General features: G+C 44.2%; 14 protein-coding genes. 5 read left to right on the top strand and 9 right to left on the bottom strand.

Annotated elements, in window-relative coordinates; genetic code table 11:
- Positions 1-31: 31 nt before the first annotated feature.
- The 9 genes from FTU69_RS08475 to FTU69_RS08435 form a co-directional block, all read right to left on the bottom strand.
- Positions 32-583 carry a phosphatase PAP2 family protein gene (locus FTU69_RS08475; RefSeq protein WP_180103739.1) on the bottom strand — a complete coding sequence of 184 codons (552 nt, stop codon included), beginning with the start codon at positions 581-583 and terminating at the stop codon, positions 32-34.
- 32 nt (positions 584-615) lie between these two features.
- Entirely contained in the window at positions 616-1,899 is a 1,284-nt protein-coding gene (locus tag FTU69_RS08470) for a glycosyltransferase family 1 protein (RefSeq protein WP_180103738.1), read from the bottom strand.
- Between the two features lie 167 nt (positions 1,900-2,066).
- Entirely contained in the window at positions 2,067-2,486 is a 420-nt protein-coding gene (locus tag FTU69_RS08465; RefSeq protein WP_180103737.1) for a hypothetical protein, read from the bottom strand.
- 14 nt (positions 2,487-2,500) lie between these two features.
- Entirely contained in the window at positions 2,501-4,801 is a 2,301-nt protein-coding gene (locus FTU69_RS08460) for a fimbria/pilus outer membrane usher protein (RefSeq protein WP_180103736.1), read from the bottom strand.
- 20 nt (positions 4,802-4,821) lie between these two features.
- Positions 4,822-5,526, bottom strand: a complete 705-nt coding sequence (locus FTU69_RS08455; RefSeq protein ID WP_075167357.1) for a molecular chaperone — start codon at positions 5,524-5,526, stop codon at positions 4,822-4,824.
- A 69-nt stretch (positions 5,527-5,595) separates the two neighbouring features.
- Positions 5,596-6,117: a hypothetical protein gene (locus FTU69_RS08450; protein WP_180046244.1), complete on the bottom strand. Its 522-nt coding sequence runs from the start codon at positions 6,115-6,117 to the stop codon at positions 5,596-5,598.
- A 1,142-nt stretch (positions 6,118-7,259) separates the two neighbouring features.
- Positions 7,260-8,276, bottom strand: coding sequence for a ketol-acid reductoisomerase (gene ilvC / locus FTU69_RS08445; RefSeq protein WP_005182373.1), 1,017 nt, complete (start codon positions 8,274-8,276; stop codon positions 7,260-7,262).
- Between the two features lie 104 nt (positions 8,277-8,380).
- Complete coding sequence (ilvN, locus tag FTU69_RS08440) at positions 8,381-8,872, bottom strand: acetolactate synthase small subunit (protein ID WP_005182370.1); 492 nt, start codon at positions 8,870-8,872, stop codon at positions 8,381-8,383.
- The gene (locus FTU69_RS08435) at positions 8,869-10,596 is read right to left on the bottom strand and encodes an acetolactate synthase 3 large subunit (protein WP_035363671.1); all 1,728 of its coding nucleotides are present in this window, start codon (positions 10,594-10,596) and stop codon (positions 8,869-8,871) included. Before FTU69_RS08435 ends, ilvN begins: the two co-directional genes overlap by 4 nt.
- 707 nt (positions 10,597-11,303) lie before the next feature.
- Between FTU69_RS08435 and FTU69_RS08430 the strand changes: the two genes are divergently transcribed.
- From FTU69_RS08430 to FTU69_RS08410, 5 genes are all read left to right on the top strand, one after another.
- Positions 11,304-11,657, top strand: coding sequence for a DUF4124 domain-containing protein (locus tag FTU69_RS08430; protein WP_180103735.1), 354 nt, complete (start codon positions 11,304-11,306; stop codon positions 11,655-11,657).
- 127 nt (positions 11,658-11,784) lie between these two features.
- The gene (gene leuS, locus FTU69_RS08425; RefSeq protein ID WP_180103734.1) at positions 11,785-14,406 is read left to right on the top strand and encodes a leucine--tRNA ligase; all 2,622 of its coding nucleotides are present in this window, start codon (positions 11,785-11,787) and stop codon (positions 14,404-14,406) included.
- A gap of 378 nt (positions 14,407-14,784) precedes the next feature.
- Positions 14,785-15,312, top strand: coding sequence for an LPS assembly lipoprotein LptE (gene lptE / locus FTU69_RS08420; RefSeq protein WP_005182353.1), 528 nt, complete (start codon positions 14,785-14,787; stop codon positions 15,310-15,312).
- Positions 15,309-16,298 carry a DNA polymerase III subunit delta gene (gene holA, locus FTU69_RS08415; RefSeq protein WP_163142809.1) on the top strand — a complete coding sequence of 330 codons (990 nt, stop codon included), beginning with the start codon at positions 15,309-15,311 and terminating at the stop codon, positions 16,296-16,298. Before lptE ends, holA begins: the two co-directional genes overlap by 4 nt.
- Positions 16,299-16,416: 118 nt before the next feature.
- Entirely contained in the window at positions 16,417-17,760 is a 1,344-nt protein-coding gene (locus FTU69_RS08410; protein WP_005182348.1) for a MacA family efflux pump subunit, read from the top strand.
- Position 17,761: the final 1 nt, after the last annotated feature.

Below are 17,761 nucleotides of genomic sequence, written 5' to 3'. Positions count from 1 at the left end.
GCTTTGACAGGCCGTACCGCCGGTGAATGGGCTATAGCGCAATTTCCAGATACGGCGCAGCCGAAATAATGCCGCTGGCCACCAGACCGCCAATTAGTGCACCGACCGCCACATCACTTGGATAATGCAGCCCCAGCACCATACGTGATAGCGCCACCAGAATGGTAAAAGGTAACATCAACACCAGCAGTAGCGGCTGAATATAGCCCAGCACTGTGGTAATCATGACCGCGTGCAAAGTGTGACCGGAAGGAAAACTAAAGTGATCAAGCGGACGCTCGCCCAAGCGAATCACCTGATGTACCTGATAAGGACGGGGACGCACGGTTTTGCTTTTAAGCAGTTTATAGATGCCCGTACCGACCGATCCACCTAACAGCAAGTAGATAATCTGCAATCCATACAGCAGGCCCTGCCATAACCAGACTGTGGCCAACATGACATACCAGAATAAACCGTCGCCTAAGCGGCTCATCACTTTAAAGAAATAAGCCACCCGTTCGGAGTGGGAAAAATGATTGAGATACAAACAGCCTTTCAAGTCGAGATCAAGTATTCTTATTTTTGCATTTTTAAGTTTCATTCTATGCTCTCCTTTAAGCTTGAGCTTAAAATCTAGGTCGTCATATGCGACTCCTGCACCACCCGATAAAGTGCCTGTTCAAATTGTTGGATCGGATATTGCCAGCCGATATGCTGGGTAGATTCACGGGCTTTTTTACCCATCTGTCTTAATACTTTTGCGCTCGGTAACTGATAAATCGAACGCATAATTCCGGCGACATCACCCAGTGGACTAAGCCAGCCGGTTTCATCTTGTTTGACATGCAAATTGGCACAAGCATAGTCATACGCCACGACTGGCAAGCCGCTGGCCATGGCTTCAAGCACCACATTACCAAAGGTTTCTACCTGACTGGCAAAGACAAACACATCGGCACTAGCATAAGCTTCAGCCAGTTTTTGCCCACTTAAACTGCCCATAAAGATGACCTCACCATCGGTGTTCAGCCCTTCCAGACGTTTCAGGTCCGGACCATCGCCTACCACCACCAGCTTGGTTGGATATTTGGCAATGGCCTGCATGGCCCGATAGGCATCAATCACCACGTTCACTTCTTTTTCTGGCGACACCCGGCCCACATAAATCAGCACCCGAGTCTGTTCATCTGCACCCCAACGTGAACGTAAGGCCTCTGAACGATGTTGCGGTGAGAACCTGTCGACGTCGACCCCACGACCAACGACCACCAGTGGGCCTTCCACACCAAACTGGCGTAAAGACTGCTCGGTATCAGTACTAGGCACACAGGTCAATTGCGTATTGTTATGGAACCAGCACAGATAACGCTGGATCGGTTTAACCAGAAAAGCCAGGTCAAAAAAGCGGCTAAAGTCCTGAAAGGCAGAGTGAAAACCGCTAGATACCGGAATCTGCTTGGATTTTGCCACCTGTAAAGCAGCCAGACCCAGCGGCCCTTCGGTCACCACATGCACGATATCTGGCTCAAACTCATCCATGGCGGTAGAGAGTTTATACAGCTGTGGCCAGCCAAACTGCAGATGGCCATATTTCGGAATAGACTGCGCCTTGACCAGACATTCTTTGTTGGGACTAAAATCGGTACAAGGTTGTTTTTGTTCAGGACGAATCAGTAGAATTTTGTGTCCCAATTTTTGCAATCCTTTGCACAGTTGTAATAATGAATTGGCCACACCATTAATTTCTGGCGGCCAGGTTTCTGTCACTAACGCAATTCTTAAACGAGGTCGCACCAGCTCTTCAATTTCAATAACTTCATTAATCGCTTTTTTTTGTTTTTCCTGTTTAAAATAAAATTTAAAATTCTCAGGAATATTAGGCGACTTTAATACCAGTGTGCGTGAAGACGCTGACATCCGCGTATTCCTCTGTTGTTGTTGTCTGCCCAGCATAATCCTTACAGTTTGCAGTTTTATGATAAATTCATGAAATTAATTTCATACTTGTATCAAACTCGTGGTATTGCACCCGCCTGGTTAGAGCATTGGAAAAATATTCGATATTTCCAATATTTAAAGCATTATTAAAACATCAAATTAATATATAGACTGTCCCGGTATACACCGGCAGGTGTTCTTGCCGTTGGACGTTCCATTAATTGTACCAACACCACAAATTTATCTTGACCAGTGGGGGCCTGACTAAGCGGAACATTCCAGCGTGAAGAACTGGCACCACTAATATTCATCTGGGTTCTGAGCTTATAATTCTTCTCATTCACCAGATAACTGCTGCCTGTACTATTCACCAGATTTCGGCTATTAAACTTAATGGCATAACGACTACCACAATTCACCGAAAAGGAAGTCGCAGCCTGACTTAAATAAGAGGCATTCAAATTTAATTGGGTTGCCGTTAAACGCTCAATTTGGCATTGTCTCGCATGTGCCAGAGACAGACTGCTGCTGATACAACAGACTAAAAACAGTACACTCGCTTTCATCACCCCTACTCCTTTTATTTACACACAAGTTCAACTGGTACAGTTATATCTTGTGCCTGAGCTGAAACCTGTAATACAGCGCTACAGGTTTGCGCCTCTCGGGTTTTAATCCGCACACTATAACTCCCCGGAATCAAGCCATATAAAGTGACCGTTCCATCCGAACCAATCGGATAAACCTCGCCACCTTCATTGTTAATATGCAGCTCTGATCCCGGTATAAAACTGCGATTTTGGACATCTACCGGCCGGATACGAACCTGTTTAGCATGGAAAACCGGGAAATTGATTTTGTAGCCGCGCTGGTTTAACGCGGTAATTTGTTTACTTGAATAAAGAATTTTATCTTCGATAGGTAACTGATTTTCATCAAAGGCAATGTCGTATTTCACATAAGGAATAATATCATGCACAAAGGCATAGCCATCTTTGTTGGTTTTATCGACATAAACCAGTGAGCGTAGAATATCAATATCTTGATAATCCCCGACTTTGACCAAACCAAAAGCATGTTCAACAATTTTGGTAAAACTTAACTGATTACCCAGCCAGACAACAGCACCACGATAAGCCAGTTGCGAGTCACGCGTTTCCTTGCCCTGAACATGGTAAAAATCTAGATCACCCACTTTGGTTTTCAGCAGGCCATTTACATTATAAAGTGTGTCATCATTGCGATGATTCACACCGACAGCATAGTCAAAGCCGACCTGACTCGAGTCACTTTTCACCAGCTGTAGGTTGGTGTTCTGGTCTGCAGACTGACTAAAATAGACGGATTTATCATTATCAAAATTATAACTAAGAGATAATATCCCGCCAGAATCTTTACGATCGCCAAAAGCATTGAAATAACTGAGCCCGACAGCAAATCGGCGTCCAAAATTCCGGTTAAATCCGACATTGATCACCCGCTGGTTCTGCTGTTCAAATTCAGGATGATCATAGTATTTCTGTTCAGCATAGTTCAGATTAATATTGTGCACATAAGGCACATTGGTCAGCCCTAAATACACCAGATTTTCAAATTTTGGATAATTCGAAACATTGTCCAGATCATCGCATAAAAACTTAAAATCCCGTTCGGTATACTTGGAACTGGCACCCAGTGAAAAATTCCCGAAATCTTTGCTGGCGGACAAACCATAGGAATAGTTCATCTGATTCCGGTCATCATGCGAGGCCATGACCACACTGTCTACAATTAAAATATTACTGATGGCCTGAGTCCACATAACCCCCGCATTCTGAATATCTTCACTATAGGACAGGTTGGTTCCCAAGGTGGTTGCGTTAGACAGTCCCCTGCGGTAAAAGCCATTAACAAAGAAATCCCGATAATCGCTACTGTCCAGATTGTAGTTATAACGCAGCTTACCTAAGGCAATATTATATTCATCCAGGCCATCACGTAATAAACGGTTAGTGACCAGCACTGGAAAAGTTTGCACACTACGGTTACCTAAAACATCTTCAACTACAATTTGTGCATCACCCGCCTGCTGAATTTGCGCCCCTGTTTCCAGCATGTAATCGCCCGGGCTGACTTTCTGGCTATAAATGCTCACCCCGTTAATAAACAGCTCAACAGTAGATGGAATACGCGCGCTACCCTGTAAGGTTGGAATATTCCAATAGACAAAACTTGGACGCTCGGTGTAGTTGGTTCCCCAGTTTAAACCGGCAAAACGCAAAGAGTTAATTAACGGGTTATAGGTTGTTGTGGTGTCGCCCAGGGTTAGACGGGTCATGCTTTCCGGAAATTCCAGATCAAAACTGCTATTTAAACGTACCACCTGCTCCTCGACAGAGGTATTCTGATACAGCACCGAATTCTTGAGAATCCAGTAATCTTTAAAGACCCCCAGCTCGGCCAGACCACTATAAGCTTCATTTGAATCGCTGTTGGCATAGACCCAGTCATAATTCATAAAGCCACCAAAACTGGCTTTTTCAGGAATCACTTTCTGGTTAAAAACGTTTAAATCGGATTGAAAATAGTGAGTGGGGATGGTTAATTTAATGGACTGCGATGAACTATCAAAAACCGCTTGAATATCGCCTTCACTGACCAGACAGAAATCCGCACGCTGCTGATGTTTCTTTAACTTTTGCACTTGAATTTGCCGTTCGGACAGCACATCACAACCCATATAATAATGCTGCCCTTCTGTGATTAAAATAATATCAGTATGATGATCAAGTTCATTAATCCACAGATTGGCAAGACTTTCTTCTACCGGATTTTCATTCGCATTCGCTGCGAAGCTAAATAAAATATGAACAACAATAAACCACCGATTTTTTATATTCATCGCAAATTCCCCCTATACCGCTAGTCCGAGAATTTAAGCTCCACCATGTTATCGTTCTTATCCGTAAAAAATTGGACAGTATACTTTTTTGGATCTGCAATCTTGGTTCCATTTAACTCATAGCTGTAATTCATTTTGGCCAATAAGTAAGCCATAGTATCGGCCTTAAACACTTCCTTCTTATTGGCATCAACAATCTTCAAATTATTAATCTGAACATGCGAATTGGCCTGATTTTGTGCAACCAGCCGGTTATTCTCAATATTAAATTTAACGTTCGTATCTTCCTGCTTACCGACAAATAAAGGCAGGTTAAAGCTGAGCAGAAAGTTAACTGAGGTTTCTTTCACGGCCTGTGGAATTTCTTCCACCAGAATGCGCCATGCACCCTCCTGATTACCGGTGAGTACCGACTCTAAAGGACGATTAAAACCAACACGGATAGTCTGTTTGCCATTCGGCTGCAGAATAAAGTTTTTGGGATTTAAAATAAGGGTGTCATCTGGTACCAAAACATTCTCACCATTGCCTTGTTGCGTCCATTTAAAGGCTTTAATTTCAAAATTTTTTGCTTCAGTTTCATCTGTAGATTCTAAAGTAAGCGTTGTGGTTCTTTGTTTAGCCTGACTGTTGATATACATCTGAACCGGGTCAATAGAAACACCTGCATAACTTGCAGATGCATAACACAGCGATGAAACTAAAAAGGCTATTATTTTTTTCATATTATTCCCCAGCTTTTATAACGAAAAAGCCTAACTTGGTCCGAAGACCAAGTTAGGCGAAACACTAAATTAGTAGAACACTTTGATTTTATAAGTGTCTGAATATGTACCTGCACGCTGGAATGGAGCTACTGCCGAGTTAGTAACCGAAACAGTATAGACATCATCTGCTAGACCAGCATGGTTACTGCTACCCCAAGCAATCGCACCACCACCTGTTTTTGTTGTTGTGATTGTAGTTGGAATACGTACTGTGCCATCATCTTCATGCTTAACATATGTACTTGCATTGGTACCATTGTTTGCAGTTGTAATATTTAATACATAGTGAGTATTACTTCTTACTGTATAGTTAGATGTTTTGGTACCACCGGCTTTGCTCAACTCAATTGCTGATCCGCCTTTAATTTCACATTTTTTTGGAACTTCTAGTTTAATTGGAATATCTTTTTCACAACCTAAAGTTGTACAGTTATTCCAGTTATGTTTACCACCTGGTTTACCAGCTGTTTCAGCTTCTGTTGCATAAATTGCTGATGAGCAAGTACCTGCAAATAATACCGCCATAGCTGTTTTAATTAATGTAGACATGTCGTGTTTCTCCATAACTTTAATATAAGAACTGTTTTTCTAATCACTCACCCAAACCAGAATGTCTTTAGACTGATTAAAACCCGATCCTGAGCAAGTCCTTTTATTGTAGGTATTCCACAGAAAAAACCATCTATACGGGATTTTTCACACAAGACTAAGTGTTTATTTTTTAAAATTATTTTTCTTTTTTAATCGACTGTTTTTGGACTAATTCTCTTTTTTTGGTGACCCAAATTCTCCTTGCTACTTGGGTCACTATTTTTAGGGATTTTTTTTCTACCTAGTTTTTTAAGATAAAAACAAATAGATGTTTTTTATAAAAAAAATTAAATACCCTTAATAAACATTCCTTTACATTTATTACATTTTTTTTTAGTTTTCCTCGAAATATTAGAATTTTCCACCAAAAATTAGTTGAAATTTCACATATCCTTAAGAAGCCTGACAATTTAAACAGATTATTTGATTGTTATTTTAAATATAAAATACTTAGTAATAGGGATAGCCTTATTCAATAAACTGTTAGGGAGAAATAATAAAATACATAAACCCCATCAGAAAAAACCAAAGCAGCCCAATCTGTTTTATTCCTGATTCATTTTTTACTTTTTTTGCATTTATTCATTTTTCACTCGACTTTTAATCTGAGTAAAAAATAATTCTTCTAAATAAAAGTATTTTTCAGCCAATTTAGTGACCCAGCGTGATTAGCCATCTCACTCAGTACAGTAGTTTTTTTTGGGCAGATGATCTGGCAGCGACGTCAAAGCAGCACTTTAAGTGAAGCGTAAGAAGTAAAAAGCAGTGTTTTGTATGAAGTACAAGCAAGAAAGGCACTCCTTTGAATGAAGCAAGGCACACAATATTAAATGTAAAAAAACCACTCTAGTGAGTGGGTCTTCGCGTTCAAATCAAATGATTCGAGAAATTAGTTCTTTTCTTTGTCTACGATTTTGTTTGCTTGAATCCAAGGTATGAGCAAGCTCAGAACACTGTTCTGAGTGAAGTGCAAAGAAAGAAAAGCACTGCTTTCTTTTCTTTAAGGCACGGAAGTTAACTTAACTCAGTAAGCTCTATTTTTAAATGACATAAAAAAGCCCCTGTGAAACACAAGGGCTTTTTGGCTCAGAAATTAGAACTTAGTTCTTTTCTTTATCAACGATTTTGTTTGCTTGAATCCAAGGCATCATGGCACGCAATTTAGCACCAGTCACTTCGATACCGTGAGCAGCGTTTTGACGACGACGAGCAGTCATAGATGGGTAGTTCAACGCACCTTCCTGGATGAACATCTTCGCGTATTCACCAGATTGAATACGTTTAAGCGCATTACGCATTGCTTCACGAGACTGTTCGTTGATGACTTCAGTACCTGTTACGTATTCGCCGTATTCAGCGTTGTTTGATACAGAGTAGTTCATGTCCGCGATACCGCCTTCGAACATTAAGTCAACGATCAATTTAAGTTCGTGTAGACATTCGAAGTAAGCCATTTCAGGCGCATAACCCGCTTCAACCAGAGTTTCGAAGCCCATTTTAACCAGTTCAACGGCACCACCACAAAGAACCGCTTGCTCACCGAACAGGTCAGTTTCAGTTTCTTCACGGAAAGAAGTTTCGATGATACCTGTACGGCCACCACCTACGCCTGAAGCGTAAGAAAGTGCAAGGTTACGTGCGTTACCAGAAGCATCTTGGTGAATCGCGATAAGATCAGGAACACCTGAACCACGTTGGTATTCAGAACGTACAGTGTGACCAGGTGCTTTAGGTGCAACCATGATTACGTCTAAGTCAGCACGTGGAACAACTTGGTTATAAAGAACAGAGAAACCGTGAGCAAATGCTAAAGTCGCGCCTTGCTTGATGTTTGGCTCGATCACGTCACGATAAAGTTGCGCTTGGAACTCGTCTGGAGTCAAGATCATCACCACGTCAGCTTGTGCAACTGCAGCAGGAACTTCAGCAACTTTAAGCCCTGAATTTTCAGCTTTTTTCCAAGAAGCTGAACCAGCACGTAAACCAACAGTTACGTCAACGCCAGAATCTTTAAGGTTAAGCGCGTGCGCGTGACCTTGTGAACCGTAACCAATGATCGCTACTTTCTTAGATTGGATGATAGATAAGTCGCAGTCTTTATCGTAAAAAATTTGCATTGCTGTCTCCGCTTAAATGCTTTTGATTCCTGTCCGCTAGGGCAATTTCTTTATTCAGCTTGCTAGCGCCTCTCCCAGCCGGGAGAGGTGAATTCGTTGTTAAATTAAATAGTTAAAACTTTTTCGCCACGTGCGATACCCGATACGCCTGAACGCACCACTTCCAGAATGGTGTTCTCAGCCAACGCATCAATAAAGCCATCAAGCTTTTCTGTGGTACCAGCAATTTGAATGGTATAGGTCGTTGGTGTCACATCGACCACCTGACCACGGAAAATATCGGCAGTACGCTTGATTTCATCACGTGCTGAACCCAGTGCCTTGACTTTAATCAGCATCAGTTCACGCTCAATATGCGCACCTTCAGACAAATCTACCACTTTGACCACTTCAACCAGCTTGTTCAGCTGCTTGGTAATCTGCTCAATTTTGTGGTCATCACCATAAGTAGTGAGTGTCAAACGTGACAAAGTCGGGTCTTCAGTCGGTGCTACGTTCAGCGTCTCAATGTTATAACCACGTTGAGAGAACAAGCCCACTAAACGAGAAAGCGCACCAGCTTCGTTTTCAACGAGAACGGAAATAATGTGTCTCATTCTGTACGCTCCCCTTTTCCTAACCACATATCTTTCATGGACTGACCGGCAATCTGCATCGGATAAACGTGTTCAGTACGGTCAACCATCACGTTAATAAATACACATTTATCATTGATGGCCATGGCCTCAGCCAACTTCGATTCAAGCTCATCGGCATGGTCAATCTGGATTCCCACGTGACCATACGCTTCCATCAGCTTGGCAAAGTCAGGTAAAGACTCTACATATGAGCTTGAGTGACGACCTTCATAGTTCATATCTTGCCACTGTTTTACCATACCCAAGGCACGGTTATTCAGGCACAGAATTTTCACGTTCAAGCCGTATTGCTTACAGGTCGACAGCTCCTGGATACACATCTGGATGGATGCTTCACCAGTAATACACACCACCTGCTGGTCTGGATATGCCAGTTTCGCAGCCATTGCATAAGGCAAACCTACACCCATGGTGCCCAAGCCACCCGAGTTGATCCATTGACGTGGGCGCTTGTATTTGTAGTAAAGCGCACCAAACATCTGATGCTGACCAACGTCAGAAGTAATAATGGCCTCACCATTAGTCACTTTATCTAAAGCTTCCACCACCTGTTGTGGCTTCATGGTGCCATCAGTTGGCTTTTCATATTTCAAACCATGAACTTTACGCCATTCATTGATCTGCTCCCACCATGCTGCAATCGCTTCAGGATTTGGCTTCGACACATTCATCTGTTTCAGCTGTACCAGCATCTCCTGGAGTACAGGTTCAACTGCGCCCACAATTGGAATGTGCGCCATGATGGTTTTAGAAATTGTTGCCGGGTCAATATCAATATGAATGACTTTAGCATTCGGACAGAATTTTGCCGGATTGTTGGTGACACGGTCATCGAAACGCGCGCCGACACACAGAATCACGTCTGCATTGTGCATGGCCATGTTGGCTTCATAGGTACCGTGCATACCGAGCATGCCGATGAATTGCGGATCATCACCCGGGAATGCGCCCAAGCCCATTAAGGTATTGGTCACCGGATAACCCAGAATATGCGCCAACTCAGTTAACTGTGCTGCGGCATTGCCCTGCACCACACCACCGCCTGAATAAATCACTGGACGTTTGGCATGAATCAGTTCATCAATCGCTTTACGGATTTGACCTGAGTGACCACGATGTGGTGGTTGATACGAACGCATCTTCACTTTTTCAGGATATTCGTAGGCAAATTTTTCTGCCGGATTGGTCGCATCTTTTGGAATATCAACCACAACCGGACCAGGACGGCCAGATGACGCGATATAGAATGCTTTTTTAATAATTGATGGAATTTCGCTGGCATGACGCACCTGGAAACTGTGTTTTACGATTGGTCGGGAAATCCCCACCATATCGGTTTCCTGGAACGCATCTTCACCAATTAAATGAGAAGCAACCTGACCTGACAGAATCACCATTGGAATGGAGTCCATATAGGCTGTTGCAATTGGGGTAACGGTGTTGGTTGCACCTGGACCTGAAGTCACCAGCACCACACCGGTCTTACCGGTTACGCGCGAGTAAGCATCAGCCATATGGCCTGCTGCCTGTTCATGGCGCACAAGGTAATGATTGATTTTGTCTTGTTGAAAGAACGCGTCGTAAATGTGTAAAACGGCGCCGCCTGGGTATCCAAATACATGTTCAACGCCTTCGTCCGCTAATGCACGAACGAGCATTTCACCACCAGATAAAAGTTCCAACGTGATTCACCCTAATCTTAATCACTGCGAAATGGGAGGCATTTGCAGCGTTTCATTAATTCATTGTTGCACTGTTATAGCACACATATTTCATAGTTTTCATCGCAATAGGAAAAATTTGTGATCTGATTGCTGATTGAGCAATATGAGATCTAAAAACATGTTGGGATAAACACGTTTCACAGCTTTGTTCAGCTTCTCGGCTAGAGAAGTTGCCCATTGCATGACATGACACTTATTCGAAGGGTGATCGATCTAAGGCATATAAAACTAAAGACAGCATTTTTGTAGTTTCGTCCCCTAAAGTCAAGTTTAAAAATTGGCTTTTTTCCTAAACTTGGCTGTGTGCCTGTTTTTTAAACATATCTAGTTTTCAAGCATTACATAGAAAAATTTAAATTTCCGTTATAAAACATGATATTTCATGTGTTTGCCTTTATTTAACATAAATTTTAAATATAAAATACATAAAAAAAATGAATGAATTTTATTGAATAAAAAATCGTTTATTTATAATTAACCCATAAAAATGGATAATTCTGCAGCAGTAAAATGGTTATTCTGAATACAATAACCAAAGATATTTAGGCGCAGATTCATGCTGTTATTTTTCATCTTCCAGCCTAAAAATTCATCAACTTTAGCGCCAATTATTGCTAAGATAAACGCGCAGATTGATCAGCTGAATACAGCATGAGGATAACAAGATGAATCGCTCTATTTTAACTTGGGGATTATGTTCAGTAGTCGCACTGGCCAGCGCCAATGTGATGGCCAAACAGTACTACAAATGGGTCGATGCCAATGGCTCAACCCATTACACCACCACCCCGCCACCAAAAAATGCCAAGAAGCAAGGCAAAGTCGATACTTATGGCTGGCGCAACTCTGCCCCAACGGCGTCCGCGCAAACGGCAGCAGCGAATAATACCCACAGCCCCACCACAGCACAGACAGCGAACACGCCAGCAACCGCTCCCGAGATGGATTCACAGCAACGTGAAGCCAATGCTGCCCTGCAGCAAGCCAAACAGGAACGTGCCAATCCGCAAGTTTTTTAAGTTTCTGCTTGCTCTGGCCCGATCAGTTAAATTTTTCCAGCAGAAACCGCCGCGCAAAATTCACTTTTCGCTGCATTTTGCGCTATGCTGTGCAACAAACTTTTAACCGTAATTCATTAATCCGTTTATGACTACTCATATTGACCCTGAATATCAAGCCAATGCGATTGAACCTCAAGTTCAAAGCGACTGGGAAACTCGCAAAGCCTTTAAAGTTGCCGACACTGTAGAAGGTCCACGTCGTTATATCCTCTCGATGTTCCCTTACCCAAGTGGCAAACTGCATATGGGTCATGTGCGTAACTATACGATTGGTGACGTGATCAGCCGTTTCCACCGTTTAAAAGGCGAAACCGTACTGCAACCAATGGGTTGGGATGCCTTCGGTCTGCCTGCTGAAAACGCAGCCATTGCACACCAGGTTGCACCAGCAAAATGGACTTTTGAAAACATTGATTACATGCGTAATCAGTTGAAAAAACTTGGTCTATCGATTGACTGGGATCGTGAATTTGCAACCTGTACACCAGAATACTATCGCTGGGAACAATGGTTATTTGTTCAGCTTTATAAAAAAGGTCTGATCTACCGTAAACTTTCAACGGTGAACTGGGATCCAGTGGATCAAACTGTACTTGCCAACGAACAGGTTGAAAATGGTCGTGGCTGGCGTTCAGGTGCATTGGTTGAAAAACGTGATATTCCAATGTACTACTTCCGCATTACTGACTATGCGCAAGAATTACTGGACGACCTAGACACGCTGAAAGACGGTTGGCCACAACAAGTATTAACCATGCAACGTAACTGGATTGGTCGCTCACAGGGTATGGAAATTACTTTCCCTTCAGCGAATCCAGACGTGTATGCAGATGGCTTAACAGTCTTCACAACACGTGCCGACACCTTAATGGGCGTGACTTATGTTGCTATTGCAGCAGAACATCCGATGGCGTTAAAAGCGGCTGAAACGAATCCAGAACTTGCTGCATTTATCGAAGAATGTCGGATGGGTTCAGTTGCAGAAGCGGATCTTGCCACTGCTGAGAAGAAAGGCATGGCAACAGGTCTTTCTGTAAAACACCCTATGACTGGTGAAGAAGTTCCTGTTTGGATCGCAAACTATGTGCTGATGTCATACGGTTCAGGTGCGGTGATGGCAGTGCCTTCACACGATGAACGTGACTTCGAATTTGCCAATAAATATGGCCTCACCATCAAACAAGTGATTGATGCCAAAGGCGCAGATGATGCGGAATTTGACGCAACTGAATGGCAAGAATGGTACGGCTCGAAAGAAGGCAAACTGGTTAATTCAGGCGAGTTTGACGGTTTAGACTTCCAGGGTGCATTTGATGCATTCTTGGCAAAACTTGAACCACAAGGTCTTGCCAATGTCAAAGTTCAATTCCGTTTACGCGACTGGGGTGTATCTCGTCAGCGTTATTGGGGTTGTCCAATTCCAATGATCAACTGTGACACTTGTGGTCAAGTGCCAGTGCCTGAAGATCAACTTCCGGTTGTACTTCCGACTAATGTTGTGCCTGATGGTTCAGGTAACCCACTCAATAAAATGCCTGAGTTCTACGAAACCAAATGTCCATGCTGTGGTGGCGACGCACGTCGTGAAACCGATACATTGGATACCTTCGTAGAATCTTCTTGGTACTATGCACGTTATGCTTCTCCAGACTTTACAGATGGCATGGTGAAACCTGAAGCGGGTCAAACCTGGTTGCCTGTGAACCAATACATCGGTGGTGTGGAACACGCGATTCTGCACTTGTTATATGCACGTTTCTTCCACAAATTGATGCGTGACGAAGGCGTGGTACAAGGCAACGAACCATTCACCAACTTGTTAACACAAGGTATGGTACTTGCCGATACTTATTACCGCGAGTCTGAATCAGGTAAGAAAACTTGGTTCAACCCTGCCGACATCGAACTTGAAAAAGACGAAAAAGGTCGTATCACGTCTGCGAAATACAAAGGTGATGGTCAAGACGTCATTGTTGGCGGCCAAGAAAAAATGTCGAAATCGAAAAATAACGGGATCGACCCGCAAGCGATTATTGACCAATACGGCGCAGATACGGCTCGTGTATTCATGATGTTCGCTGCACCACCTGATCAATCTTTAGAATGGTCTGATGCTGGTGTTGAAGGTGCAAACCGCTTCCTGAAACGTGTATGGCGTTTGGCAACTGGTTTCCTTGAACAAGGCAACAATGCATCAAACATCGACAAAGCTGCGCTTTCTACAGCAGCGCAAGACTTACGTCGTAAAACCCATGAAACCATCCAAAAAGTGGGTGATGACATCGAACGTCGTCATGCATTTAACACTGCCATTGCAGCGATGATGGAACTTCTAAACGCGAACAACAAGTTTGAAGCGAAAGATGACAACGATGTAGCCGTTGCTCGTGAATCCATCACCACACTTCTGACTTTACTGGCACCATTTGCACCACACTTAAGCCAGACTTTATTGGCTCAGTTTGGCATTGAGTTAACCTCTGCTCAATTCCCGACTGTGGATGAATCTGCGTTAACACGTAATACCCAAACCATCGTGGTTCAGGTGAACGGTAAACTTCGCGGCAAATTAGAAGTGTCTGTCGATGCATCGAAAGATGACATTTTGGCACAAGCGAAAGCATTGCCTGAAGTGCAACAATTCTTAACTGGCCCAACCAAGAAAGAAATTGTGGTGCCGAATAAGTTAGTGAATTTGGTGGTTTAATTCCTTAGGTTCCCTCTCCTCTCAGGAGAGGGTTAGGGAGAGGTGAAATATTAAAAGCACCCTCATCCTAACCTTCTCCCAAAGGGAGAAGGGAATATAAAGGAACAATCCCTCCCTTGCGAAGCAATGCTTCTCACCCTTTAAAAAAGGGAGGAGAACCCATTTTTTATAATATGGACCGTGGAAGTCCCCCTTTGTAAAAGGTGAGCCATATATGGCGCAAGAGGGGGACCTTTAAGGACGAATCCCTCCAAACCTCCCTTTACCAAAGGGAGGCTTAAAAAACACAAAGCCCGTTGCCAGTCAACGGGCTTTGCACATACAATCAAAACCTCATTTTATTTTTCGCTTGATTCAGGCCAACACAGAGGACAACACATGCATTTGGGCAAACGTGTCGCAGCTATTGTACTTACATGCGGTTTAGCTACTAGCCTGGTCGGTTGTGGTTTTCATCTGAAAGGCACCAACCCAACCGTCGCCCCGGTGGCCTATTCGAAAATGCGTCTGGCGCTGCCTGCCCAAGCGGAAGAATTACAGGAAAAACTGTCGATTTATTTGGGTGCCGCCGGTGTCCAGCTCAGCAATAGCAATGATGCCTATCTGCTGCGGGTACTCGACTATAGCCCGCGCCGTCTGGAATTAAATGGCAAGCTGGTCGAAACCATGCTGCGTTTAAATGTGACTTTCCGTATTGAAGATGCACAAGGCAATCCGGTAACTGAACCGCGTACCGTAGTCGCCACCCGAAGCTATCAATATGATGTCGCAACAGTGAACACCGATGATCAGGAACAGAAATTCCTGCGTGATGTGATCATTGATGACGTGGCTCAGCAAATTGTGCGTCAGATTTCATCAAACCGCTTACCTGCCGCATCGACCAGCCAAACTGCTGCACCATGAAACTGGATTACTTACAGGCCCTGAAACGGATTGATGATGCCCGGGGGGCCTGGGTGCTGCATGGTCAGGAACCATTACTAGAACAAAACCTGATTGATGCTTTTCGCCAAAGCTGGCAGAAGCAGGACATTGAACGTCAGCGCTATGACATTAGCAGCGTCAGTGACTGGAAAAATGTCTTTAATGCCTTAAACAGCCTGTCTTTATTTTCCACCCAACTGGCGGTTGAAGTGCATGGTAACATCAAGCCTGATGCCAGCAGCTTAAAACTGCTGAAAAACTACTTACAACAAGACAGCAATAACCTGCTGCTGGTGGTCATGCCCAAGCAGGATGCCAGTAGCCTCAAGTCAAGCTTTTTCCAGACGGTGGAGGCCAATGGGGTTTGCGTCGCCTTAACGGCAAATTACCCACGTGACCGACAGCAGATTTTAGCGGTTGAAGCGCAGAAACTCGGGATTCAACTGGCCAATGATGCCTGGCAATGGTTAGAGCAGCATCATGAACACAACCTGCTGGCCGCCAAAAACAGCCTGATGCGGGTGCGCGATACGTTTCCGGACCTTGAACAGATTCAGATTGAGCATTTATATGCCTGCCTGCAAGACCAGTCACGCTATACCACTTATGATTTAAGCGATGCCCTTTTAGCCGGAAATCTGGCTCAATCTATCAAGATTTTTCAGTATCTGACTGCCTCTGGCGAGCCGATGAGCCTGATCTTATGGAGTATCAGCAAGGAAATGCGACTTCTGATGCAACTGTTCGAGCAACCACAGAATGCCTTGCAACTGGGCATCTGGAAAAATAAGGTCAGCACTTACCAGCAGGCAGTACGCCGTTTATCGCCACAGACGTTTTTAAGCTGGCCAGCGCTGTTATTAAATATTGATGCGGCTATTAAAGGCGTCAGTCAGGACAACCCGGAACAGCTGGTGCAGCAAGCCATTGCCAGTCTCTGTGGTCGGCCTTTATTTGCTGTTTAACCGGATATTCAAACCTGCATAGAATAATTATCATTTGCAATGTCTTCAAAATATTCACGATTTATCCTTAATTCGCTTTTATAATTCCGTTTAATTCTTTTTACCTGTTTCGATGATCATGCCTAAAATAAAACCAACCAAACTCGCGCTTGCTGCGCTGGCCATTGTGGCACTTATTGCTGCAGCCTGGTTCTTTTTAAAACCTAAACAGGAACAGCCACAGTACATTACCGCTGCCGTCAGTCGTGGCGATATTGAAAATTCAGTACTGGCCACCGGTGTCCTTGAAGCCACCAAAATGGTCAGTGTCGGCGCCCAGGTGTCGGGACAGGTCAGAAAAATGTATGTCGAACTCGGCGATCAGGTCAAACAGGGCCAGCTGATTGCCCAGATTGATTCGGTACGTCAGGAAAACGAATTAAAAACCGCAGAAGCCAGCATTAAAAACCAACAGGCTCAACTGGCGGTGCGTCAGGCCAATCTTGCCAAAGTCGAAGCTGAATATCGCCGACAACAGGCCATGTATGATCAGGATGCGACCTCACGTGCAGAACTGGAAGCCGCACTGGCCAGCTACAAAACCGCACAGGCCGATATTGCTGCCATTAATGCCCAGATTGAACAGTCCCGCTTAACTTTAGCCACCACACGTGAAGATTTAGGCTATACCCGTATTGTTGCACCCATGGATGGTACGGTCGTGGCGATTGTTACGGAAGAAGGTCAGACTGTAAACGCCAACCAGAGTGCGCCGACTATTGTCAAACTGGCCAAGCTCGACACCATGACCGTAAAATCGGAGATTTCTGAAGCCGACGTTATGAAAGTGGAAGAAGGCCAGCGTGTGTACTTCACCACCTTGGGCAACAGTGAGAAAAAACACTACGCCACCTTGCGTCAGGTTGAACCGGCACCAAATTCAATCAATACCGAGACCAATAACAGTTCATCCACTTCAAGCTCTGCGGTGTATTACAACGCCCTGTTTGATGTTCCGAATGAAGATGGCAAATTGCGTATTGACATGACCGCACAGGTGTCGATTGTGCTGGATGAAGCGAAAAATGTCCTGATGATTCCAGCGGCAGCCATTCAGGCCTCTAACCGTCCACAGCGTAGCCGTGCCCCGGGTGCAGATCAGGCGCCGGCTGAACGCGGTGCATCTGAAGCTCGTGGTCAACGCCCGGCCGGTGACCGTCCTGCGCGCTTAACCCTGACCGAACAGGAACGTGCCCTGATTGATCAAGGCAAAGCTGCACTGGCAATGGTACGTGTCTTACAGGCCGATGGCAGCGCCAAACCGCAACAGGTCCTGACCGGCTTAAATAACCGCGTTAGCGTTGAAATCATCAAAGGTTTGAAAGAAGGTGATCAGGTCATTATTGCCGATGGTTCAGATACTTCAAACGATGGCGCCAAACGTAGTAACCGTGGTGGTCCTTCCGGCCCAATGAGAATGTAAG

This window comes from Acinetobacter sp. YH12134 (assembly GCF_013418555.1).
GTDB lineage: Bacteria > Pseudomonadota > Gammaproteobacteria > Pseudomonadales > Moraxellaceae > Acinetobacter > Acinetobacter indicus.
Note: the sequence above shows the minus strand (reverse complement) of the source record. Positions and strands in the feature narration are given on the sequence as shown.

Excerpts from the sequence above, each read along its gene's own strand:
- FTU69_RS08475 (WP_180103739.1), bottom strand. The coding sequence starts at position 583 with ATGAAACTTAAAAATGCAAAAATAAGAATACTTGATCTCGACTTGAAA.
- FTU69_RS08470 (WP_180103738.1), bottom strand. The coding sequence starts at position 1,899 with ATGTCAGCGTCTTCACGCACACTGGTATTAAAGTCGCCTAATATTCCT.
- FTU69_RS08465 (WP_180103737.1), bottom strand. The coding sequence starts at position 2,486 with ATGAAAGCGAGTGTACTGTTTTTAGTCTGTTGTATCAGCAGCAGTCTG.
- FTU69_RS08460 (WP_180103736.1), bottom strand. The coding sequence starts at position 4,801 with ATGAATATAAAAAATCGGTGGTTTATTGTTGTTCATATTTTATTTAGC.
- FTU69_RS08455 (WP_075167357.1), bottom strand. The coding sequence starts at position 5,526 with ATGAAAAAAATAATAGCCTTTTTAGTTTCATCGCTGTGTTATGCATCT.
- FTU69_RS08450 (WP_180046244.1), bottom strand. The coding sequence starts at position 6,117 with ATGTCTACATTAATTAAAACAGCTATGGCGGTATTATTTGCAGGTACT.
- ilvC (WP_005182373.1), bottom strand. The coding sequence starts at position 8,276 with ATGCAAATTTTTTACGATAAAGACTGCGACTTATCTATCATCCAATCT.
- ilvN (WP_005182370.1), bottom strand. The coding sequence starts at position 8,872 with ATGAGACACATTATTTCCGTTCTCGTTGAAAACGAAGCTGGTGCGCTT.
- FTU69_RS08430 (WP_180103735.1), top strand. The coding sequence starts at position 11,304 with ATGAATCGCTCTATTTTAACTTGGGGATTATGTTCAGTAGTCGCACTG.
- leuS (WP_180103734.1), top strand. The coding sequence starts at position 11,785 with ATGACTACTCATATTGACCCTGAATATCAAGCCAATGCGATTGAACCT.
- lptE (WP_005182353.1), top strand. The coding sequence starts at position 14,785 with ATGCATTTGGGCAAACGTGTCGCAGCTATTGTACTTACATGCGGTTTA.
- holA (WP_163142809.1), top strand. The coding sequence starts at position 15,309 with ATGAAACTGGATTACTTACAGGCCCTGAAACGGATTGATGATGCCCGG.
- FTU69_RS08410 (WP_005182348.1), top strand. The coding sequence starts at position 16,417 with ATGCCTAAAATAAAACCAACCAAACTCGCGCTTGCTGCGCTGGCCATT.